Here is a 23,111-nt window from a genome sequence, read left to right as displayed (position 1 = left end):
TCAGTGTCCCGCCGAGTGTCTCATCACAAGGTGAAACCTTCGCCCAAATAGAGCCGCTTCACGTTCTCGTCGGCAACCAAAGCTTGCGGTGTGCCAGCGAACAGCACTTGCCCGCCGTAAATGATGCAGGCGCGGTCGACGATTTCCAAGGTCTCGCGGACATTGTGATCGGTGATCAAGACGCCGATTCCCCGGGTTTTCAGGTCTTTCACCAGATCGCGAATGTCGCTGATCGACAGCGGATCGATCCCGGCAAAGGGTTCGTCGAGCAGCATGATCGAGGGCTTCGCGGCCAGCGCGCGGGCAATCTCGCAGCGGCGGCGTTCACCGCCCGACAGCGCCATGGCAGGTGAAGCACGCAGGCGCTTAAGGCCGAACTCTTCCAGCAACCGCTCCAGCTCCGCTTCGCGGGTCTCCGCGTCCGGTTCGACCATTTCGAGAACACAGTTGATGTTCTGCTCAACCGTCATGCCGCGAAAAATGCTGGTTTCCTGCGGTAAATAGCCGAGGCCCAGGATCGCACGCCGGTACATGGGCAGCTTGGTTACATCTTCCCCGTCCATCAGGATGCGGCCAGCGTCCGGGCGAACGAGGCCCATGATCGAATAGAAACAGGTTGTCTTGCCAGCGCCGTTGGGGCCCAGGAGGCCGAGCACTTCCCCTTTGCCGACGGTGAGTGAAATATCGGTCAGGACGGCCCGCTTGTCATAACTTTTCGCGATCGAAATGACTTCCAGCCCGCCATCGGGGAGCGGTGCGTTGGCGTCGACAGTGGGCGCCGTTTCCATAAGGTCCTGAGTGCTCATATGGCGACTTGTAGCACTCGCAAACGTCATGAAAACCCCCGCTGGCCGCTGATTGGCAAGATTCCTGCATGGGGTGCATACCGTCCGACGAAATGCAGCGAAAACGACGCTTTGGTTACCGCGCTTGATTGTCTTGCCTCTCTTTGAGATACTCCGAGTCGGAAGAGGACATGGGAGAGCAAGTGTGAACAAGGCGCTGCACGAGAAGACAGCTGCGAAGGAACGGGGCGCAAGCACCCGCGACTGGCGCAAAGGCATGAGCGACAATGTGGCCTGGGCCCTGATTGTCTATACTGCCCTCCATATCTTTGCCACGGTCGGCGCGATGAAGGAAACCGGCATGAAGTCGCTGGCGCTGCTGGCGCTTGTCGTCCTCGTCGCCGGTATCATTCCCGCATGCCGCAGGTTCGAACGCCGCTGGCGCGACCTGACCGACGAAGAGGCCGCATCTCCCCGATTCGCCGATGCATACCGGCGTGACCAGATTGCCCTGTGGATCCTCGCGATCGGCTTGCCATTCGCGCTGACAGCGCTGTTCAAAGGCATCGCCGCAATGGCATAATCGCGCTGCGGCATTGATCGCGGCACGGCTGGGCACTACGCCCTCACAATGATCACTTCTTCAGAGGCGCAGGATCGCTGCGCCCAGATTATCGACCTCGCCATACAAGCTGGCGCCGATGCGGCTGATGCAGTTGCGTCTGCGAGCTCATCCGAAAACGTCTCTGTCCGGCTGGGCAAGCTGGAAGAGGTTGAGCGTTCCGAAGGCGAGGAAATCGGCCTTCGCCTGTTCGTTGGCCAGCGATCTGCGAGTGTCAGCACGAGCGATTTTTCCAAAGCCTCGCTTCAGGAAATGGCCGAACGGGCGATCGCGATGGCACGGCTCGCCCCTGAAGACGAATATTCCGGACTTGCGCCGCAGGACCGCCTGCTTACCGGCGCCGCGCCGGATCTCGACCTTTCCGATGCATCCGAACCAACGCCGTCCCAATTGAAGGATCTCGCGCTGGTGACGGAAGATGCAGGCCGCGCTGTAAGCGGGGTTACCAATAGCGGCGGGGGCAGTGCGAGCTTCGGCCGATCGGTTGTGGCGCTCGCCACAAGTCACGGCTTTTCCGGCGGCTATGAAGCAACCCATAGCTCGCTCAGCGCCAGCCTGATCGCGGGTGAAGGCGAGACGATGCAGCGCGACTATGATTTCCGCACAGCGCGGCATGCCGCGGACTTGCCGCAGGTGGGCACCATCGGCCAGACGGCGGGCGAACGGGCCGTTGCGCGGCTCAATCCGGCAGGTTTGCCGAGCGGCACGATGCCGGTGGTGTTCGATCCGCGTGTCGGCGGATCGTTGATCGGTCATCTGCTGGGCGCGATCAGCGGCGCGGCGGTGGCGCGGAAATCCAGTTTCATGATTGGCCGGCTGGAAGACGCCATCTTTGGCGAGAATATCCGTATCTGCGACGAACCGCACCGGCAGCGCGGTTTGCGCTCCAAACCTTTTGACGCAGAGGGGCTTCCCACGTCCGCCCGCGATATCGTTGCCGTAGGGCGCGTAACCGGGTGGCTGCTGAACAGCGCGTCGGCCCGCCATCTTGGTCTTGCACCCACCGGCCATGCCGCCCGTTCCGGCAGCGGGTCGCCCGGAATTTCCGCCAGCAATGTGCATATGTGCGCCGGCACCTGCAGCCGGGACGATTTGATCGGCGATATACAGGATGGCGTGCTGGTCACCGAACTGATCGGACAGGGCGTGAACGGTATCACAGGCGACTACAGCCGGGGTGCATCAGGCTTCAGGATACGCGGCGGAAAACTGGCCGAACCGGTATCCGAATTTACGATTGCCGGGAACCTGATCGATATGTTCGCCGCTTTGATACCAGCAGATGATTTGGAAATGTACCGGGCGATCAATGTGCCCACACTACGCGTCGATGGAATGACGATAGCAGGGGAGTGAAACGGATGCAGGCGCTTGGCAGAATATTGGGCATATTTGCGCTCGCATTGGCCAGCGCCAGCCCTGCCATGGCAATCCTGCCGTCAGCCCCGCCGGAAACCGCCCCGGCAACCGCTGAACCGGCGCAGCCGCTCGAAGCTGAACGTGATGCAGGCGCGGATGACCGGATCGCCACTCGCTTGCGAGAAATCTTCGCGGAAATCCCCTCTCTTTCTGCGGTCGAGGTAAACGTCGCGGAAAGTGTCGTTACACTGTCGGGCACAGCCCCGGATGAGGCGGCGATTACCCGTGCGGAAAACATTGCTGCCCGGTTCGATATCGCAACCGTCGAAAACACCATCGAGCGGGATGTGTCGGTAGGGTCATCGGTGGGCGCGATCGAAACGCTGGGCGAAAGATTTGCTGGCTTTGCCAAGATGTTGCCCCTGATCGGGGTCGCTTTGCTGGTCGCGCTGGCGATTGGCGCGATCGGTTACCTGATCGCCGGCTTCGGCAAGTTCTGGCGAAAGGTGACCCCCAATCCGTTCCTGGCCGAACTGGTGGCTAGCGCCATCCGGTTCGTGTTCGTCGTGGTCGGTCTGGTTATCGCGCTCGACATGCTGGGGGCCGGGGCGCTGCTGGGCGCGGTTCTGGGCGGTGCAGGCGTGATCGGCATCGCGCTGGGTTTTGCGATGCGCGACACGATCGAGAATTACGTTGCATCGCTGATGCTCAGCCTGCGGCAGCCGTTTCGTGCGAACGACCTGGTTCTGATCGGAGATCTGGAAGGCCGCATCATTCGCCTGACCAGCCGCGCCACCATCATGATGACGCTGGATGGAAATCACCTGCGAATTCCCAATTCGACCGTGTTTAAGGCAGTGATCCTCAATTACACGACCAACCCGCACCGGCGGTTCGATTTTGAGCTTGGTATTGATGCGGATGACGATCCCAATGCCGCACGGCATCTGGGGCGCGAGACGCTCAAATCGCTCGGCTATGTGCTCAGCGATCCGGCACCGGAAGCGCGGGTGACGAATGTCGGCGATTCGAACATCGTCATCCGGTTTCTTGGCTGGATCGATCAGACAGAGGCGGATTGGTACAAGGCCAGAAGCCGATCAATCGCCGCGGTGAAGAGCGCTCTCGAGAAAGCCGGATTCGGGCTTCCCGAACCAATCTATCGTTTGCGTTTCGACGAGCGGACTATGCCGCTTCCGTTCGAGAATATCGAGGGCAAGGCGCAGCTTGCCAAGCCGAAGAAGGCACCTGCCGCAGTCGAACCGGCAGCCGAAGCCCACGATGTCTCACCAGAACACGAGATCACGAAAATGGTAGAAGCCGAACGGGCGGCGGAGCCGGTCGAAAACGATCTGCTCGATCCCGACCGGCCTACCGAATAGGCTTACTTGCCCGCGCGCTCGATTGATTCCAGCACGATCTGGCGTGCTTCGGCGGCGTCGCCCCAATTGCCGATCCGGACCCACTTTTCATCTTCCAGATCCTTGTAGTGGGTGAAGAAGTGTTCGATCTGCTGGAAAATGATCGAGGGAAGGTCCTTCGTCTCGCCCACGTCGGAATAATACGGGAATGTCGTGTCGACCGGGACGCAGATCAGCTTCTCGTCACCGCCGTGCTCGTCTTCCAGATTCAGAACGCCGATCGGGCGGGCGCGGACAACGCAGCCGGCAATGAACGGGCTGCGAGCGATGACCAGCGCATCCAGCGGATCGCCGTCGGGCGAAAGCGTGTGCGGCACAAAGCCGTAATTCGCCGGATAGCGCATCGGGGTATGCAGGATGCGGTCGACGAACAACGCGCCAGAGGCCTTGTCGAATTCATACTTCACCGGTTCGCCGCCTGTGGGCACTTCGATGATAACGTTGAGGCTTTCCGGCGGATTATCGCCGATGCTGATTTTGCTGATATCCATGCGCGGGCCAATAGGGCCGGCAACGCGTCACGCCAAGCAAGAAAATGCTGCAATGCGGCAAGGTGCGCGATTTATTCGGAAATACAGCTGCCGGATTCGGCGGGTCCATATTGCCCGCATGGCCGCTCTCGCCTAAGCGCGCCGCATGGGTAAAAAGACACCACAGGCCATTCGCGGCACACAGGATATTTTCGGCGCAGAGGCGGAAGCTTTCGCTTTCGTGGTCGAAACCTTCGAACGCGTGCGTAAACTGTATCGCTTTCGCCGTGCAGAGATGCCGGTATTCGAAAAGACCGAAGTGTTCGCGCGCTCGCTCGGCGAGACAACCGACGTCGTGTCGAAGGAAATGTATTCGTTCGACGATCGCGGAGGGGAATCGCTGACGCTGCGGCCTGAATTCACCGCCGGTATCGCACGCGCTTTCCTGACCAATGGCTGGCAGCAGCACGCGCCGCTGAAGCTGGCGACGCACGGCCCGCTGTTTCGCTATGAACGGCCGCAAAAGGGCCGCTACCGCCAGTTCCACCAGATTGACGCGGAAATCATCGGCGCTGCCGAGCCGCAAGCCGATGTCGAACTGCTGGCGATGGCCGATCACCTGCTGAAAGAGCTGGGCATCCGCGATGTGACCCTGCACCTCAACACGCTGGGCGACGGGGAAAGCCGCGAGGCATGGCGCGCGGCGCTGGTCGAGTATTTTCGCGCTGTAAAAGACCAGCTTTCGGAAGATTCGCAGGAACGACTTGAAAAAAACCCGCTGCGAATCCTCGACAGCAAGGATCGCCGCGACCAGCCTTTCCTTCCGGATGCACCCAAGATCGACGATTTCCTGTCGGACGAAGCACGCGAATTTTTCGCTGCCGTAACCAGCGGCCTCGATGCAGCGGGCGTGAAATGGAAACGGGCGGATGCACTGGTTCGCGGGCTCGATTATTACCGCCATACCGCGTTCGAATTCATTCCCGATGAAGGCAGTGCGTCTGCCGATGCGCTGGGCAGCCAGAGCACCGTATTGGGCGGCGGCCGTTATGACGGACTGATCGAGAACCTCGGCGGGCCGGCAACGCCAGCGGTCGGCTGGGCTGCGGGCATCGAACGACTGGCGATGTTGGTGGGCGAACGGGCTGAACCGGCCGCTGCCGCAATCATCGTGGTTGAAGATAATTCGCAGGCCGCACTTCGCCAGGGCATGGAGGCGCTCACGGCGCTGCGCAATCACAACCTGCCTGCTGAAATGATCGCGACGGGGTCCCCGCGCAAGCGCCGTGACAAGGCGGTCAAGAAAGGTGCCGCCTCGATCATCACATTCCACGAAACCGGGCACGGCATCAGCGGCGATGAAGATATCGATCCGGCAATCTTCGAAGCCCTGCCGTTCCTGCGATGAAAATCCCCGCAGAACGCCTCCAGCAGATTACCCATCGCTTCGCCGAGCTGGAAGCGCGGATGGCGTCCGGCACGCTCGAGGGCGAGGAATTCGTCCAGGCCAGCCGCGATTACGCTGAGCTGGAGCCGGTCGCGAAAATCGTGGCCGAAGTTTCCTCGATACGGGAAGAAATCGCCGGGCTGGAAGCCATGCTCTCCGACCCCGAAATGAAGGCAATGGCGGAGGAAGAGCTGGCCGAACTGCGCGCCAGCCTGCCTGAGAAAGAGCGCGCGTTGGCGCTTGCCATGCTGCCCCGCGACAGTGCCGACAGCCGGCCCGCCATGCTCGAAATTCGTGCCGGAACCGGTGGTGACGAAGCCGCGCTGTTCGCAGGCGATCTGTACCGCATGTATGAAAAATTCGCTGCCGAGCAAGGCTGGAAAGTCGAACCAGTCAGCATGAACGCGGCCGATGTCGGCGGCTTCAAGGAGATCGTCGCCAACGTCAAAGGAACCGGCGTTTTTGCCAAGATGAAGTTCGAAAGCGGCGTTCACCGCGTGCAGCGTGTACCGGTGACGGAAAGTGGCGGGCGCATCCATACATCTGCCGCGACCGTCGCGGTCCTGCCCGAACCGGACGAAGTCGATGTCCATATCGATCCCAGCGATCTTAAGATCGATATCTACCGCGCATCGGGTGCGGGCGGCCAGCACGTCAATACAACCGATTCCGCGGTCCGCCTGACCCACTTGCCCACCGGGCTTGTCGTGATCCAGCAGGACCAGCGCAGCCAGCACAAGAACCGCGACAAGGCGATGCAGGTGCTACGCACCCGGCTGTATGATCTGAAGCGGGCCGAAGCGCACGGCGCCGAGGCGGAGGCGCGCAAAGCGATGGTTGGCAGCGGTGATCGCAGCGAGCGTATCCGCACCTACAATTTCCCGCAGGGCCGCGTCACCGATCACCGGATCGGCCTGACGTTGCACAAATTGCCCGAGATTCTCGAGGGAACCGGTTTGACAGAAATGATCGACGCTTTGATCGCGGAAGACGAGGCGAAAAGGCTCGCCGCGCTCGATTCATGAGGCTGCGCCGATGACCACGGTCTCCGCTGCTCTGCGCGAGGCCGCCTCTGCGCTTGAAGGGGCATCCGATACCGCCCGGCTCGATGCCGAATTGCTGATGGCAGAGGCGCTGGGAATGTCGCGTTCAGAGATGCTCCTGACCGGTCGCGACAGGGGAGTGCCGCCGGAATTTGCCCGGCTCCTGGACCGCCGCAAGCAGCACGAACCGGTCGCCTATATTCTCGGCCGGCAGGAATTTTACGGGCGTGAATTTCTGGTCAATCCGCAAGTTCTGATCCCGCGCGGGGACAGCGAAACGCTGGTCGATGCAGCGCTGCGCAACAGTCCGCCCGCTGCCCGGATACTGGATCTCGGCACGGGATCGGGCGCTTTGCTGCTGACCCTGCTTGCCGAATTGCCCAAGGCATCGGGCACCGGTATCGACGCATCGCTCGGCGCGGTTTCGGTCGCAGCAGCCAATGCCGCTAGGTTGGGCGTTGCCGACCGGGCGCACATCCTGCACGCAGACTGGAATGCGGAAGGCTGGTCGGAAAATCTCGGCCGGTTCGATTTGATCATCGCCAATCCGCCATATGTCGAAACCGGGGCTGAGCTTGCCCCATCGGTGCGCCAGTTCGAACCCGCGAGCGCTCTGTTTGCGGGGGCCGATGGCCTTGATGATTACCGTTCATTGATTCCGCAGCTGAGCAATATGCTTACGCCAATCGGTATAATATTGCTGGAGATCGGATACGCTCAGGCGGATCAAGTGTCTCAGATTGCCGGGCTTTCAGGGTACTCGGCAGAATTATTTCGTGATCTTGCCCACAGGCCTCGCGCACTATTGTTGCGATAAAGGCTTGGCAAAGGGCAAAACACACATTACCTCTAACTCAAGACCAGCGGTTTACGGCGTTTACGCTCAAATCCCGGTCTAGCTCCAACATTTGCAGAACACTTGCGTGCTTGCGCTAGTGCATAGAGCAAACAGGCGAACTGCAAATGGGGCACCGCGTATCGTGAAGAGACGATCGCGGCGAGGGGTCATTTGGCCAGGCGTGTACATTTGAATGCCGCCACCGGTCGCTACAGGAAGAGAATTCCTTGAATAACAATCGAAACAATAATCGTCGTGGTCGCGGCCGCAGTCCGAACCGCAGCCAGGGCGGAGGCAATCAGGCCAATCGCATCGATAGCCGTGCGCGCGGAAACGCGCCGCAATTGCTCGACAAGTACAAGAAGCTTGCCCAGGACGCGCAGCACAATGGTGACCGCGTGCAGGCTGAATACTATCTTCAGTTTGCCGACCACTATTTCCGTGTGATCGCCGACAACAAAGCGCGTCAGGACGAAGCGCGCGCCAAGCGTCAGGACGAGCGCGGCGATAGCAGCGACGAAGACGAAGATGACGGCGATGATCGCCGCGGCAACCGCCGTTCGCGTGGCCGCCGCAGCGACCAGGACGATAGCGATGGACGCAGCGACCACCGCGACACTCGCGACGATAACCGCGAAGACAGCAAAAGCAGCCAAAACGGCCGCGGCAAGAAACGCGCGAAGCGTGATGACGATCAGTTCGAAGAGGGCAGCGAAGGCGCCGAAGTCGAGCAGGGCGACAATCCGTTTTCCCGCGAAGCCAAACGTCCGCGCAAACCGCGCGCTCCGAAAGTCGCTAAGGACAACGGCGAGATCGACATGGCCGTGCTTCCGCCAGCAATTGGCGATGCTTCCGAGCAGCCGGAGAAACCCAAGCGCGCACCGCGCCGCCGCAAGGTGGCCGATGACGGCGAAGCCGCTAGCGCGGCAGGCTGAGGCAAGCGTATTGATCCGGTAACTTCCGTGAAGTGAGGGGCGGGTCATGGAAGCTTTAGGAACATTTATTCGCACGGTTGGTGCGCATCCGCGCTGGCTCGCGCTTGTTTGCGGCGCTGTGGCGGCAACCGGCTTTCCGCCGCTAGCGTTGTGGCCGGCGGCGCTTGTCGCCGTCGGAATTCTCGGCTGGCTTGTGTTTACCGCACCGGGCTGGCGTGAAGCGGGGATTCGCGGCTGGTTGTTCGGGCTGGCGCACTTCACCCTTGCCAACAACTGGATTGCCACTGCGTTCACCTATCAGGCGGAAATGCCTGCCTCGCTTGGCTGGGCAGCAGTTCCGCTGCTGTCGGTGTATCTTGCTGTGTATCCGGCGCTTGCTGCGATTCTCGCGCGGGTTCTCGGCGAGGGCAGCACGATTGGAAAATTCGCGCTTCTTTTTGCTGGCTGCTGGACCATTTCCGAATGGCTAAGGAGCTGGGTGTTCACCGGTTTCGCATGGGACCCGCTTGGCCTGATCCTGCTTGGTCCATCCGACAGGCCCGGCCTCGCCGTGGTCCTGCCGTGGTTGGGCACATATGCGCTGTCAGGTCTGGCCGTGCTGATCGGGGTTGGTTTTTTCAGCCTGATAGCTGCGCGGCGCGCCGTGATCGCGGTGCCGCTTTTGATTGCTATCACTGCCGGCATGTATTGGCCTGCCGGAGAGCGCGCGGAAGGCAGTTTACCCTTCACTCTGGTCCAGCCTGACGTCAGGCAGGACGTACTCGATGATCCTGGCAATTTTGAAGAGCAATTCATGCGCACGGCGATGCTGTCGCGCAATTTGCAAGGCGCGGACAATCGCCTGGTGCTGTGGCCGGAATCGGGCGTGCCAGATTATCTTCGGGATGGGTATCCGCAGCGCTACTACAACCAGATGACCGCAGGCGGCGATCCCGCCTTTGCCCGGTTCAGGATCGGCCGCGCGATTGGCGAGGGCAGCCTGCTGCTCACCGGCGCGGTTGATCTGGAGATCGAGGATGGCCGCGCATACGGCGCGCGCAATGCGGTGACCGCGATTAACAGCGATGGCGAGATTATTGCCGGTTACGACAAGGCGCACCTGGTACCTTATGGCGAGTACCTCGCGCTGCGTTGGTTGCTCGAACCGCTCGGCGCGACACGGCTTGTTGCCGGATCAATCGACTTTCTTCCCGGTCCCGGGCCGCGCACGCTGGACCTTGGCGAATGGGGGCAGGCTGGCATTCAGATTTGTTACGAGATCGTCTTTTCGGGGCAGGTGACTGATCCGGAAAACCGGCCCGACTATATCTTCAATCCATCCAACGATGGCTGGTTCGGGGCATGGGGGCCGCCGCAGCATCTGGCGCAGGCGCGGATGCGCGCGATCGAGGAAGGGCTGCCGGTTCTGCGATCGACCACAACCGGTATCAGCGCAGTAATAGATGCGGATGGCGTTGTCAGACAGCGGATCGGGATGCTGCGCGCAGCCCGGGTCGATGGCCATGTGCCCCCGGCAAAAGCGCCGACACTGTTTTCAACGCTGGGTAACTGGCTGGCAATGGCTTGGGCAATCTTGGCAATTCTTGTTTCGCTGGTTGCCACGCGCTGGCGAGAAAGCTAACACTCAAACAAGACATAAAGCTTTCTTTATATGAGGCATCATGCGTAACTCCTACATCTTCACATCCGAAAGCGTTTCCGAAGGCCATCCGGACAAGGTGTCCGACCAGATTTCCGATGCGATCGTCGACCTTTTCCTTGGGATTGATCCCGAAGCACGCATCGCCTGCGAAACCATGACGACGACCCAGCTGGTCATTCTTGCCGGCGAGATTCGCGGTCGCGGAATTTACGAAAACGGCGAATGGGCTGAAGGCATTCCTGAAAAAGTGGAAGAAACCGTGCGCCGGACTGTCCGCGAAATCGGATATGAGCAGGACGGTTTCCACTGGGAGACGCTGGCTTTCGAAAACAACCTTCACGGCCAGTCGGTCGACATCGCGCAAGGCGTGGATGCGGCGGATGACAAGGACGAAGGCGCGGGCGATCAGGGCATCATGTTCGGCTATGCCTCGGATGAAACGCCTGATCTGATGCCTGCCACTCTCGATTACAGCCACAAGATCCTTGAGCAGATGGCGCTCGACCGTAAATCGGGCAAGGCTCCTTTCCTTGAGCCTGATGCGAAGAGCCAGGTTACCCTGCGTTACGCCAATGAACGGCCGGTCGAAGCGACGGCAATCGTCGTGTCCACCCAGCACGCGCCGGGATATTATTTTCACAAGGGCGAAGGCAACGAAGCGAAATACGCCGAACTGCGCGATTATGTGAAGGGCGTGGTGGCCGACGTGCTGCCCGCCGAACTGCTGACCGAAAACACGGTTTACCACATCAATCCGACCGGCAAGTTCGAAATCGGCGGGCCCGACGGTGATGCGGGCCTCACAGGTCGCAAGATTATCGTCGACACCTATGGCGGGGCTGCACCGCATGGCGGCGGCGCATTCAGCGGCAAGGATCCGACGAAAGTCGACCGTTCGGCCGCCTATGTCACACGTTATCTCGCCAAGAATATCGTCGCCGCGGGGCTTGCGCGCCGCTGCACGATCCAGCTCAGCTATGCTATTGGGGTGGCCGAGCCGCTGTCGATCTATGTCGACCTGCACGGGACCGGCACGGTGGATGAAGGGCGGATCGAAGCCGTTCTGCCGACCCTGGTCCGTCTGACGCCGCAGGGCATTCGTACGCATCTGGGTCTGAACAAGCCGATTTACCGCAAGACTGCCGCTTACGGCCACTTCGGCCGTCCATCGGAAGCTGAATACTTCCCGTGGGAGCGGACCGATCTGGTGGACAAGCTGAAGGCTGCACTCGCCTGAACTGATGGGCAGGACGGAGCAGTTCGGCCCGGTTGGTTGAATCAGCGCTGCTCAATCGAGGAAATCGATTTCCCCGTCATGCTCGCCGTGCCGGGGCGATGGCTTGTCAAACACAAGATTGGCGTCTGAAAAGCGGAACGGGCTGCGCAGCGATGGCACGCCGTCCAATTCCATTCGCATTCCGCGGGCCTTCACCTGCGGGTCTTCGAACACCTGGTCGATCGCATTGATCGGCCCGGCAGGGACACCCGCGTCGCGGCAATGCGCCAGCAATGTAACGCGCTTCCATTTACGCACTTCATCGGCCAGCTCGCGCTCCATCCAGTCGCGGTTGGCGATGCGCCCGGCATTGTCCTGGAGCCGCGGATCATCTGCCAGATCATCGCGGCGCAACACGCGCATCAGGGCCCGGAACAGGCGGTCGTTGGCGGGTGCCAAAACAATCTCTCCATCAGCCACTTCGAATACGCCGTATGGGACGACCTGCGCGTGCGAATTGCCCTTGCGGGCGGGGTTTTCACTGGTCGCAAAAAAGCTCAGCGCCTGATTGGCCAGCAGCGATACGGAACAATCGAGCAAGGCCATGTCGATATGCTGTCCGCGGCCGGTCCGCTCCCGCATCAGCAGCGCGGATTGCACGGCGATGGTGGAATAAAGACCACAGGTAAGATCGGAGATGGAGATGCCCATTTTCATCGGCTCGCCTTCCGGTTCACCGGTGATTGACATCATCCCGCTCATCGCCTGGATCACGAAGTCATAGCCCGGTTCATTGCGGCGCGGACCATCCTGTCCAAACCCGGTGACAGAGCAATAGACGACGCCCGCATTCCCGAGCGAGATGGTTTCATAGTCGAGCCCAAAGCGGTCCAGCGTTCCGGGCTTGAAGTTCTCGATCACCACATCGGCGCGGCTGCACAAATCGGCCACCTGCACGAGATCATCTCGGTCGGTAAAGTCTGCGACAATCGAACGCTTCCCGCGATTGCAGGCGTGGTAATAGGCCGCTTCCCTGGTGCCGTCCGCACGCTCTATCCACGGCGGACCCCACTGCCGCGTTCCGTCGCCTTCGGGGCTTTCCACCTTGATCACGTCGGCCCCGAGATCGGCCAGCAATTGCCCAACCCACGGTCCGGCCAGAACCCGCGCGAGTTCAACCACGCGCAGTCCGGCCAGCGGAGTGTCCTTATCCGTCATCCGCCGATCAGGCGATGTAATGAGCGGTGGTCTTCTCGGCGATTTCTTCGGCCGTCACCCCGTCTGCCATCTCGATCAACCTGAAGGGGGTATCGTGTGTATCGCGGCGAAACACAGCGAGGTCGGTGATGATCATGTCCACGACATTCTGGCCGGTCAGCGGCAGGGTGCATTCGGGGATGAATTTCGGGCTGCCCGATTTGCTGCAATGTTCCATCACCACGATGATTTTCTTGACCCCGGCGACCAGATCCATCGCGCCGCCCATGCCCTTGATCATTTTGCCGGGGATCATCCAGTTGGCAATGTCTCCGTTTTCGGCGACTTCCATCGCGCCAAGCACTGTCAGATCGATATGTCCGCCGCGGATCATCGCGAAACTGGCGGCGCTGTCGAAATAGGCGGAATGTTCCAGCTCGCTGATCGTCTGCTTGCCAGCATTGATCAGGTCGGCATCGACTTCGTCTTCATAGGGGAAAGGCCCGATACCCAGCATCCCGTTCTCAGACTGCAAGGTGACCTGCATCCCATCGGGGATATGGTTCGCGACCAGCGTCGGTATCCCGATGCCGAGGTTCACATAGTAACCGTCCTGCAATTCCTGAGCAGCGCGGGCGGCCATTTCGTCACGGGTCCAGGGCATTGTTCTATCGTCCTTCGGTAAGCGGTAGAGGGGCAAGGAACCATCCGACCCCGATCAATTGTTCAAGTGGCTGCGCAGCTGACTTGTCTTTCAGATATGAATACAGCTCGTCAAAATCGGAGCGGTCATCGCCAGCAATTGCGAGCAGGCAGTGCGTTTCGCCCACTTCCCTGCGGCGGGTCTGCTTGCGGTCGTCCTTGCGGCGCATCAGCAGCAAGCTATCGCGGCCCTGCGGGTCCAGCCCGCTTTCGCTCAAAGCCTTGCGGATGGCGGCGGCATTGATGGCGGAACGCTGTGAAATCCAGAAAACATCGATCTGCTGCATCCTGAGCGAGAGCAGGATCTGCGCCAGCGCATCGTTGGGACGCTGCGCCTCGGACAGGCTGAAGGTTCCGCCTGACGGGTCGAGATCCAGCAGCACAGCAGGCGGACGGATGCTGCAATCTGTCCGGCGCGGGCTGAGATTGCCGGGCGAGGCGAGCAGCGCGGATTGCCGTTCGTCGTCGACCGGATCGCGCCGTGCCTGCTGCTCGACATAGCTGTAAAAGACATCATAGGCGCGGAAGTCGATTGCGTCAGGTTGCGCCGTCACAGGCCGTTCCATCGCAGGCCGTTCCATTGCAGGCCGGACTTCGCCATTTGGCTCTGTCTCGGGAGCTGGCTGATCAACTACAGGTTCGCCGGCGTCACTTTCATCGCCGATATCCGGCGATTTGGCTGGCAGTTCGGCTGCTACGTTGTCGGAGCTGCTCTGTTCGGGAGGCTGTTCCATGAAATCGTCGGTCCACGAACTGACGGACGCCGTTTCATCGGCTGGCTCAGGTTCTTCATCTTCCAGTTCATCCACCGGCCCGACAGTCACCACAGGGTCGGCTGGAGCGAGCATGTCCGGTTCTGGTTCGGGCATCGGATCAGGCATCGGCTGCGGTTCGGAAACCGCGACTTCTTCGCGGGCCGGTGCCTCTTTATCCTTGTCGCCTTTTCCCAGCATCACTCCGCCCGCGACAACCGGGATCGCAGCTGCCACGCAGCCGCCCAGCAGCGGCAGCGCAGAGGCCAAAAGCAGAATGGACCGAAGAGGACGAGTCACAGCGGAGTGTTCCTGATCAGGCGCTTTCGCGCTCGCGCACGGTGCGGAACTCGATCTTCTTGTCGTACGGCGCGCCCACGATCATCCGCTGCACATACACGCCAGGCAGGTGGATGCAGTCAGGATCGAGCGAGCCCTTGGGCACGATTTCTTCAACCTCGACCACGCAAACCTTGCCGCAGGTTGCCGCAGGCATGTTGAAATTGCGCGCCGTTTTGCGGAACACGAGATTCCCGGTTTCATCGGCTTTCCACGCTTTCACGATCGCAAGATCTGCGAAAATGCCGCGCTCGAGAATGTAATCCTCTCCATCGAAGGATTTCACTTCCTTGCCTTCGGCAACCTGCGTGCCGACACCCGTCTTCGTATAAAAGCCGGGAATGCCTGCTCCGCCAGCGCGCATCCGTTCCGCGAGGGTTCCCTGCGGGCAAAATTCGACTTCCAGTTCGCCGGACAGGAATTGCCGTTCAAACTCTTTGTTCTCCCCCACATAGGAAGAGATCATCTTTGCGACCTGCTTCGTGCGCAGAAGCTTGCCAATACCTTCGTTATCGATACCGGCATTGTTGCTCGCGAAGGTCAGCCCCGTCACACCGCTGTCGCGAATGGCGTCGAGCAGCCTTTCAGGAATGCCGCACAGGCCGAACCCGCCAGAGGCGATCAGCATGTTGTCGGTCAGGATTCCATCGAGAGCGGAAGCGGCATCGGGAAAGAGTTTCTGCATATTGTACCTTGGTCTGGGCCGGCTGAGTTTGGGCGAATAGCGATTGCTGGCGCGGCTGTCATCATGCCAGTCGAATTGCCCGGCAAGCTATCTGAGCTGCGCCCGCATGGGGCGGTTGGTCGAGATTGCGCGCGGCTTTGTCGAACAAGGCTCGATCGCCGGGCGGTGCAAGGCGCATCTTCAACCCTGAGAAAATCAAGGGAGGGATAGATGATAGGATACCCAAGAGCAGGCATCACGGCAGCAGCAATCGTCGGGGCATTGCTTGCTGCGCCGTTGCAGGCAGGGACCGCAGACGTCCAGGAGGCTTTGGCGAACCCTGAGCGAAGCGAGGCTGAAAGGGCGCTGGATGAAAGCCGGATGCCGGCAGAGGTCATCGCGTTTTCAGGCATTGAAGAGGGCGCGGTCGTTGCCGATTTCATGGCTGGCGGCGGATATTACACGGCGCTGCTGGCCCGGCAGGTCGGGCCGGACGGCCGAGTGTACGCGGTGAACCCGGCAGGATTTCACGACCCGAAGGTCTGGGAGCCGGTGCTGCGAGACAATGCCAACATCCGGGTCATGCCGGTCGCCCCGCAGGCCATGCTGATCGCGCCGGGCAGCGTCGACACGATATTCACGCATCTGGTGTTTCATGATCTGTACTGGGAATCAGAGCAGTATAAGTTCCCCCGGCTTGATGTCGATTTTGTCCTTGCGAACTGGTTTGCGGCGGTCAAACCTGGCGGGAGCGTGATCGTGGTCGATCATGTCGGGCCGGCAGGCGATCCGCGAGAAATAACGCAGAGCCTGCACCGTATCGACCCGGAGACAGTGATCGCTGCGATGAGTCGGGCAGGTTTCACGCTCGAAAAACGCAGCGATATGCTGCAGCGCAGCGAAGACGATGGGGCAAAAAACGTTTTCGATCCCGAAATTCGCGGTAAGACCGACCGTTTCGTGATGAAATTCCGCCGTTAATCAGGTGCTTGCGCCGAGTGTTGCAAAAAATTCAACCCCCTATGTCCTTTTCGCACTTGCACAAAAAAGCACTCTGGCCCATTTGAGAGGGGCCTTTTAGGCATCCTCTCCCAAACTTTCATAGGCCCGGTCGGCAACGACTGGGCCTTTTTTCTTTGCGGCTTTGAAACTGCGTTACTTTCCTGATCGGCACCGAATTGGGTTTCGTTCATTTGCATCCTGAGGGTCCTCTTCCTAGCTAGGCAAGAGAGATTGCGGACAAACTTCAGGAAGCAGGTGCCAGATGGCCGAAACCGACACGGCAGTAAAAGAACAAACAGTACGGTTGCAGGTTGCGGCTGCCAGGCAGGAAGAAAGCGGACAGGGCATTGCCCGAATGCCGCGCTCCGCCTTTCAGGCTCTCGGCATCACCGAGGGCGACGTTGTCGAAATCAGCGGCAAACGCACCACCGTTGCGATCGCTATGGCGGCCTATGATGAAGACCAGTCTTTGGAAGTTGTGCGGCTGGACGGCCTGCAGCGGGGCAATGCCGAGGCCGGTTCAGGCGAACATGTCGTTATCAAGAGCGCCGAATCGCAGCCCGCGACTCGAGTGGTGTTTGCGCCGGCGCAGCGCGAAATGCGGCTGCAGGGTCCGACACAGGCGCTGAAGCGCAATTTCTTTCGCAAGCCAATCGTCGCAGGGGATCTGGTCGCAACCGCGGGCCAGCAACCCGTCCAGAACATGCCGCCGCAGGTGCAGCGGATGTTCAATGCGCCGGCATATGCTCTTACCCAGATCCGTCTGAGTGTCGTGTCGACGACACCAAAAGGCATCGTCCATATCGACGAGGATACTGAAGTTGAGCTTCGCGCCGAGTTCGAAGAGCCGCGCGATCCCCGTGCCGGTGTGAATTACGACGATGTCGGCGGTATTGGCGATACCATCCAGCAATTGCGCGAGATGGTCGAATTGCCGCTGCGCTATCCCGAATTGTTTACCCGCCTGGGCGTCGATCCGCCCAAGGGAGTGCTTCTCCATGGCCCTCCCGGAACCGGCAAGACCCGTTTGGCGCAAGCAGTCGCAAACGAAAGCGACGCTGAATTTTTCACCATCAACGGCCCGGAAATCATGGGCTCGGGGTATGGCGAAAGCGAGAAGAAGCTGCGCGAAGTGTTTGAAGAAGCCTCGCGGGTTTCCCCGTCGATCATCTTTATCGACGAGATCGACTCCATTGCACCCAAGCGGACGCAGGTTCACGGCGAAACCGAAAAACGGCTGGTCGCACAATTGCTCACCCTGATGGACGGGCTTGAGGCGCGCTCCAATCTGGTGGTCATCGCCGCAACAAACCGGCCCGATGCTCTGGACGAGGCGCTGCGCCGGCCGGGCCGTTTCGACCGCGAAATCGTGATCGGTGTCCCTGACGAGAAGGGGCGCCGCGAAATTCTGGCGATCCATACACGCGGGATGCCGTTGGGTGAAAAGGTCAACCTGACTGAACTCGCCAAGACTACGCATGGTTTTGTCGGTGCCGATCTGGCTGCGCTTGCACGCGAAGCTGCAATCGATGCGGTGCGCCGGATCATGCCCAAGCTCGATCTGGATGAACGGACCGTACCGCAGGACGTCCTCGATGAACTGTGTGTAACGCGAGAGGATTTCCTCTCGGCACTCAAACGCGTCCAGCCATCCGCCATGCGTGAAGTGATGGTCCAGATGCCTAACGTGGGCTGGGATGACATCGGCGGGGTCGATGACGCCATCGAAAGCCTGCGTGAAGGGATCGAACTGCCGCTAAAAAATGAAGAGGCGTTTGCCCGTCTCGGCATTCGCGCTGCCAAGGGCTTCCTGCTCTATGGCCCCCCGGGAACGGGCAAGACGTTGCTGGCAAAAGCGGTCGCGAAGGAGGCCGAGGCAAACTTCATTTCGATGAAGAGCTCCGACCTGCTCAGCAAATGGTACGGCGAAAGCGAACAGCAGATCGCCCGTATGTTCCAGCGCGCCCGCGCAGTCGCGCCATGCGTCGTGTTCATCGACGAGATCGACAGCCTAGTGCCTGCTCGCGGAAGCGGTCAGGGCGAACCGCAGGTCACCGGCAGGGTCGTCAACACCATCCTCGCCGAGATGGACGGTCTCGAGGAACTTCAATCCGTAATCGTGATTGGCGCGACCAACCGGCCAACGCTGGTCGACCCCGCTTTGCTGCGTCCGGGCCGGTTCGACGAACTGGTCTATGTCGGCACACCCGATGAAAAGGGCCGCGAGCAGATATTGGGCATCCACGCGGCGGCAATGCCGCTGGCGAAAGATGTCGATATGGCGTCGATCGCCAAAAAGACGGAACGCTTCACCGGCGCCGATCTGGAGGATGTCGTCCGCCGCGCAGGTCTCAATGCGCTGCGGCGTGCAGGGGCCGACGTCAAGGAAGTGAATGCCGCTGATTTTGCAGAAGCACTGAAGGATTCGCGCGCGACCGTCACATCCAAAATGGAAGACGAATACAAGAAGATGCGCGGCGAGCTGAAGAAGCGCGCAGCCGAAGTGAAACCGTCAATCGGCTTCCTCAGCGAGGGGATGGTCGAATCGGTACGGGACAAGAAGCATGGAGACGAGACCGGCTGATTGCCAGCCGGTCGCGGTTTTCCGCTTATTTGCCTTTGACGCGCTCGTTCGCCGCCTCGACTTCGAGACGGTGGCGGATCAGCGCGTCGGGCATCTCGCGCCGCAGCCAGGCTATCATGTGTTCGCGCACTGCGCAGCGCAGAGCGAACAGGTCGGCAATGGTGTTGGCGCTCATCGACAGGCGCAATTCGATGCTCTCCGGATGCGCCTCGGTCATCAGCAGGCCTACTGTGCGCTTGTCCCACAATTCGTGCTGCTCGACGAAGCGTTCGAATTCAGCCCGGATGGGGTCGACTTCGGCTGCGGGGTCAAGGTGCAGGTATACCGGCCCGGTCAGTTTTTCACTCTTGCGAGACCAGTTTTCGAAACTGTGGTCGAGGATGCTGGTAGTCGGAACGACGATCGCCCGTTCGTCCCACGTCCGTACCGTGACGAAGCTCATGCGGATTTCCTCTACACGCCCCGTATGGCCGTCGATCACGACCAGGTCGCCGATACGAAGCGGTTCGGTTAGCGCCATCTGGATGCCGCCAATCAGCGATTTCAGCGCTGGCTGTGCTGCAGCACCGACCGCCAGAGCGGCCAGACCAGCGGATGCCAGCAATGTCGTCCCGATCGACTGCACGCTGGGAATGGCAAACAGCATCAGGCCAACAGTTATGAACACGATCGCGAAGGTTGCCGTGCGCGAGAGAATGGACAGCCGCGTACGGCGGCTGCGAACGGCGACGGGATCTTTCGATGCCTCCAGCCGGATTTCCATCGCCGCGGTGAATGCTTTGACCAGAGTGTATGCGATCCAGCCAAGCAGGGCAGGGCGTACGAATTGCGCCACCGGTTCCCACACAAAGGCCAGCGTGGAATCGGCCTGCGCCACCAGAGTGACGGCAATGGCGATCATCGACCATTTGATGGGGCGCCGAATGCTTTCGATGATCAGGTCATCGGAAGTGTTTTCAGAAGCTGCGGTGACCCGCCGCAAGATCGCGAAAACGACCCTGTAGGCAAAATATGCGGCCACAATCGCGGCAAGGAGTCCCAGTGCAGCGGGGAGAATCTCGCCCCAGGCAATGGTCCAGTTCTGCGGATTAAGCTGTTCTAACATGGGCGCCACCTATGGATGAGGCGGAACACTTACAACCCCGACGGGGCAATCCGCATCCTATCAGTGCGCCTCGTCCCAACTGGTTCCCGTTCCGATCTCGATGCCAAGCGGAACATCGAGCTGCACCGCAGGACGGGCAGCCTCGGCCATGATCTTTTCGATTACCGGTTTTGCCTTGTCCACGTCGCCTTCGGGCAGTTCGAACACGAGTTCATCGTGGACCTGCAACAGCATCCTGACCTTTTCCAGCCCGGCATCGTGCAGCGCTGGCATCATCCTCGCCATTGCGCGCTTGATGATATCTGCGCTCGTACCCTGGATCGGAGCGTTGATGGCTGCGCGTTCGCTGCCCTGCCTCTCTGCCTGGTTCTTGGAATTGATCCGCGGGAACCATGTCTTGCGGCCGAACAGCGTTTCCGAATATCCACGCTCGCGCACGGTCTCGAGTGTTTCTGCGATGTACCGCTGGATGCCCGGGAAACGTTCGAAGTAGCGGTCGATCATCGCCTGCGCTTCGTCTGCTTCCACCCCAAGTCTGCCAGCCAGACCCCAGCGCGAAATGCCGTACAGGATTGCAAAGTTTATGGTCTTGGCCTGCGCGCGCGTATCGCGGTTCACTTCGCCGTACATTTCGCGGGCCGTACGGTTGTGAATATCCTCGCCCTGCTCGAACGCTTCCTTCAGCGAGGGGACGTCGGCCATGTGTGCTGCAAGCCGCAGCTCGATCTGCGAATAGTCGGCAGCCAGCAGAACATTGCCGGGCTCAGCCACGAATGCCTCACGAATCTGACGGCCGATAGCCGTGCGGATCGGGATATTCTGCAAGTTCGGATCGGTCGACGAAAGCCGCCCGGTCTGCGCCCCGACCAGGCTGTAGCTGGTGTGGACACGTCCGGTCTTGGGATTGATCGCCGCCTGCAACGCATCGGTATAGGTCGATTTCAGTTTCGACAGCTGGCGCCATTCCAGCACCTTGTTGGCAATTTCGGCGCCTTCGCCTGCCAGTTTTTCCAGCATTGCCTGATCGGTCGAATACTGCCCGCTCTTGCCTTTGCGTCCGCCCTTGTATCCTAGCTTGTCGAACAGGATGTCGCCCAGCTGCTTGGGGCTGCCAATGGTGAACTCCTGCCCTGCGTCTTCGTGGATCTGCTTTTCCAGCTTGCCCATTTCGGTCGCGAATTCTTCGGACAAACGGGCCAGCTGCGTGCGGTCAACCTTGATCCCGTTCCGCTCCATCATTGCCACCACGGGTACCAGCGGCCGGTCGACGCGCTCATAAATTGTGGTCCCGCCTTCGATCGAGAGGCGGGGTTTAAGGTGCTTGTGAAGGCGCCAGGTGACATCCGCATCTTCAGCCGCATATTCGGTCGCCCGATCCAGTGGGACCTCGCCGAACGGGATCTGTTTCTTGCCGGTCCCGCACACTTCCTTGAACGATAGCGGCTGGTGCCCGAGATGGCGGGAACTGAGTTCGTCCATGCCGTGACCGCCGCCAATGCCGCTTTCGCCGCGCCCGGCATCCAGCGCAAAGCTGATGATCATGGTGTCGTCAATCGGCGCGACTTCGACGTCATAACGGGCCAGCACATTCAGATCGTATTTTATGTTCTGTCCGATCTTAAGAACCGCGTCGCTCGCCAGTAGCGGGCGCAGCGCTGCCAGTGCTTCGTCGAGAGCGATCTGCTCTGGCTTCTCGTCGAACATGTCGCTGCCGCCATGCTGCAACGGGATATAGCAGGCCTCGTTAGGGCCGGTTGCCAGACTGATGCCGACAAGATCAGCCTGCATAGCGTCGAGCGCGCTGGTTTCCGTGTCGACGGCGATAACGCGCGCGGCGAGGCATTTCTCGATCCACCGGTCCAGCGCATCGCGTGTCTGGACACATTCATAGCTGGTGCGGTCCACGGCAGGCATATCAGGCAGGGGCTGGCTGTTGCCCTTTGCAGATGCGGCGGCGCCGGCGGTTTCAGCCTTGGCCGGGTTCAGATCATTGGCCCGGTCCGGACTTCCGGTTCCTGCATCCAATCGCCGCAGCAGGCTGGTGAAGCCGTGCTTGTGAAGGAAATCGGCGAGCGGTTCGCTCGGCACACCGTCGAGCGCAAAGTCTTCCAGTGGAACGGGCAGATCGCAATCTTCCTTCAGCGTCACCAGAATCCGGCTCATCTCCGCATCTTCGCGGTGTTCCAGCAGACGCTCTTTCAGCTTCGATTTCTTCATGTCGGCAGCTGCATCGAGCGCCGCGGTCAGATTGCCATGTTCCTGGATCAGCTTGGTCGCGGTCTTCGGACCAACGCCGAAGATGCCGGGGATGTTATCGACCGAATCGCCCATCAGCGCCAACACGTCGCCGACCAGGTCGGGCGTTACGCCAAATTTTTCCTCGACCTCGGGGATCGAGATGCGCTGGTTCTTCATCGTATCGAGCATGTCGATGCGGCCGCTCGAATCGCTGCCGCTGTCGATCAGCTGCATGAGATCCTTGTCCGACGATACAATTGTGACATCCCACCCCTTGGCCGCTGCGGCGCGCGCATAGGATGCGATCAGGTCGTCTGCTTCCAGCCCCTCTTCCTCGATGCATTCGAGGCTGAACGCGCGCGTGGCGTCGCGGATCAGCGGAAATTGGGGCACCAGGTCTTCGGGCGGGGGCGGACGGTTCGCCTTGTATTCGGGATAAATATCGTTGCGGAATGAATGGCTCGACTTGTCGAGGATGACAGCCAGATGTGTCGGGCCTTCCGCCTTGTCGAGGTCCTCTGCCAGTTTCCACAACATGGTGGTGTAACCGTAAACCGCGCCGACCGGTGTCCCTTCGGGATCGGTCAGCGGGGGTAGCCTGTGATAGGCGCGGAAGATATAGGCGGAGCCATCGACGAGATAGAGGTGCTGCTTATCGGCCATGTTTTGCATCTAGCAGTGCATTCGGGCCCGGTCAGCTTACTTTGGCGAACAATCGCCGGTAATTTTTCTCGGCTGCAAAACCGCGCA

General features: G+C 60.3%; 19 protein-coding genes. 11 read left to right on the top strand and 8 right to left on the bottom strand.

Annotated features, from left to right (window positions below; translation table 11 throughout):
- Positions 1–23: 23 nt before the first annotated feature.
- Positions 24–806, bottom strand: coding sequence for an LPS export ABC transporter ATP-binding protein (gene lptB, locus PO778_RS10155; protein WP_160731729.1), 783 nt, complete (start codon positions 804–806; stop codon positions 24–26).
- A gap of 184 nt (positions 807–990) precedes the next feature.
- Between lptB and PO778_RS10150 the strand changes: the two genes are divergently transcribed.
- Genes PO778_RS10150 through PO778_RS10140 form a run of 3 tightly spaced genes read left to right on the top strand, consistent with a single transcriptional unit; the run spans position 991 to position 4,148 of the window.
- Positions 991–1,368 carry a hypothetical protein gene (locus tag PO778_RS10150; RefSeq protein ID WP_271439550.1) on the top strand — a complete coding sequence of 126 codons (378 nt, stop codon included), beginning with the start codon at positions 991–993 and terminating at the stop codon, positions 1,366–1,368.
- A gap of 48 nt (positions 1,369–1,416) precedes the next feature.
- On the top strand, positions 1,417–2,763 hold the full coding sequence (locus PO778_RS10145; RefSeq protein ID WP_271439549.1) for a TldD/PmbA family protein: 1,347 nt from the start codon (positions 1,417–1,419) through the stop codon (positions 2,761–2,763).
- A 5-nt stretch (positions 2,764–2,768) separates the two neighbouring features.
- The gene (locus tag PO778_RS10140; protein ID WP_271440023.1) at positions 2,769–4,148 is read left to right on the top strand and encodes a mechanosensitive ion channel family protein; all 1,380 of its coding nucleotides are present in this window, start codon (positions 2,769–2,771) and stop codon (positions 4,146–4,148) included.
- 2 nt (positions 4,149–4,150) lie between these two features.
- Here PO778_RS10140 and ppa read toward each other — a convergent pair whose 3' ends face one another.
- On the bottom strand, positions 4,151–4,678 hold the full coding sequence (gene ppa, locus PO778_RS10135) for an inorganic diphosphatase (protein ID WP_160731333.1): 528 nt from the start codon (positions 4,676–4,678) through the stop codon (positions 4,151–4,153).
- A gap of 145 nt (positions 4,679–4,823) precedes the next feature.
- On the opposite strand from ppa, the gene hisS reads away from it, so the two are divergent.
- From hisS to metK, 6 genes are all read left to right on the top strand, one after another.
- Positions 4,824–6,065 carry a histidine--tRNA ligase gene (hisS, locus tag PO778_RS10130; RefSeq protein WP_271439548.1) on the top strand — a complete coding sequence of 414 codons (1,242 nt, stop codon included), beginning with the start codon at positions 4,824–4,826 and terminating at the stop codon, positions 6,063–6,065.
- Positions 6,062–7,129 carry a peptide chain release factor 1 gene (prfA, locus tag PO778_RS10125; RefSeq protein ID WP_160731335.1) on the top strand — a complete coding sequence of 356 codons (1,068 nt, stop codon included), beginning with the start codon at positions 6,062–6,064 and terminating at the stop codon, positions 7,127–7,129. The genes hisS and prfA overlap by 4 nt, the downstream gene beginning before the upstream one ends.
- A gap of 10 nt (positions 7,130–7,139) precedes the next feature.
- Entirely contained in the window at positions 7,140–7,964 is an 825-nt protein-coding gene (gene prmC / locus PO778_RS10120; protein ID WP_271439547.1) for a peptide chain release factor N(5)-glutamine methyltransferase, read from the top strand.
- 248 nt (positions 7,965–8,212) lie between these two features.
- Entirely contained in the window at positions 8,213–8,920 is a 708-nt protein-coding gene (locus PO778_RS10115; protein ID WP_160731337.1) for a DUF4167 domain-containing protein, read from the top strand.
- Positions 8,921–8,966: 46 nt separating this feature from the next.
- The gene (gene lnt / locus PO778_RS10110) at positions 8,967–10,541 is read left to right on the top strand and encodes an apolipoprotein N-acyltransferase (protein WP_271439546.1); all 1,575 of its coding nucleotides are present in this window, start codon (positions 8,967–8,969) and stop codon (positions 10,539–10,541) included.
- A gap of 40 nt (positions 10,542–10,581) precedes the next feature.
- Positions 10,582–11,799: a methionine adenosyltransferase gene (metK, locus tag PO778_RS10105; RefSeq protein ID WP_271439545.1), complete on the top strand. Its 1,218-nt coding sequence runs from the start codon at positions 10,582–10,584 to the stop codon at positions 11,797–11,799.
- A 51-nt stretch (positions 11,800–11,850) separates the two neighbouring features.
- On the opposite strand, the gene PO778_RS10100 is transcribed toward metK, so the two are convergent.
- Genes PO778_RS10100 through PO778_RS10085 form a run of 4 tightly spaced genes read right to left on the bottom strand, consistent with a single transcriptional unit; the run spans position 11,851 to position 15,453 of the window.
- Complete coding sequence (locus PO778_RS10100) at positions 11,851–12,996, bottom strand: CaiB/BaiF CoA transferase family protein (RefSeq protein ID WP_271439544.1); 1,146 nt, start codon at positions 12,994–12,996, stop codon at positions 11,851–11,853.
- A gap of 7 nt (positions 12,997–13,003) precedes the next feature.
- Positions 13,004–13,639, bottom strand: a complete 636-nt coding sequence (locus PO778_RS10095; RefSeq protein ID WP_271439543.1) for a CoA transferase subunit B — start codon at positions 13,637–13,639, stop codon at positions 13,004–13,006.
- 4 nt (positions 13,640–13,643) lie between these two features.
- On the bottom strand, positions 13,644–14,729 hold the full coding sequence (locus PO778_RS10090) for an HAD family hydrolase (protein ID WP_271439542.1): 1,086 nt from the start codon (positions 14,727–14,729) through the stop codon (positions 13,644–13,646).
- Positions 14,730–14,745: 16 nt separating this feature from the next.
- Complete coding sequence (locus PO778_RS10085) at positions 14,746–15,453, bottom strand: CoA transferase subunit A (RefSeq protein WP_271439541.1); 708 nt, start codon at positions 15,451–15,453, stop codon at positions 14,746–14,748.
- Between the two features lie 210 nt (positions 15,454–15,663).
- On the opposite strand from PO778_RS10085, the gene PO778_RS10080 reads away from it, so the two are divergent.
- Positions 15,664–16,413, top strand: a complete 750-nt coding sequence (locus PO778_RS10080; protein WP_271439540.1) for a class I SAM-dependent methyltransferase — start codon at positions 15,664–15,666, stop codon at positions 16,411–16,413.
- 283 nt (positions 16,414–16,696) lie between these two features.
- Positions 16,697–19,018 (top strand): CDC48 family AAA ATPase, encoded by a 2,322-nt coding sequence (locus PO778_RS10075; protein ID WP_160731345.1) that lies wholly within the window; start codon positions 16,697–16,699, stop codon positions 19,016–19,018.
- A 25-nt stretch (positions 19,019–19,043) separates the two neighbouring features.
- Here PO778_RS10075 and PO778_RS10070 read toward each other — a convergent pair whose 3' ends face one another.
- Together PO778_RS10070 and polA are read right to left on the bottom strand one after the other, a co-directional pair.
- Positions 19,044–20,123 carry a mechanosensitive ion channel family protein gene (locus tag PO778_RS10070; protein ID WP_271439539.1) on the bottom strand — a complete coding sequence of 360 codons (1,080 nt, stop codon included), beginning with the start codon at positions 20,121–20,123 and terminating at the stop codon, positions 19,044–19,046.
- A gap of 60 nt (positions 20,124–20,183) precedes the next feature.
- Positions 20,184–23,024: a DNA polymerase I gene (gene polA / locus PO778_RS10065; RefSeq protein WP_271439538.1), complete on the bottom strand. Its 2,841-nt coding sequence runs from the start codon at positions 23,022–23,024 to the stop codon at positions 20,184–20,186.
- Between the last annotated feature and the right edge of the window lie 87 nt (positions 23,025–23,111).

The sequence above is a fragment of the Pontixanthobacter luteolus genome (genome assembly GCF_947494915.1).
GTDB classification, from domain to species: Bacteria; Pseudomonadota; Alphaproteobacteria; order Sphingomonadales; family Sphingomonadaceae; genus Pontixanthobacter; species Pontixanthobacter luteolus.
Note: the sequence above shows the minus strand (reverse complement) of the source record. Positions and strands in the feature narration are given on the sequence as shown.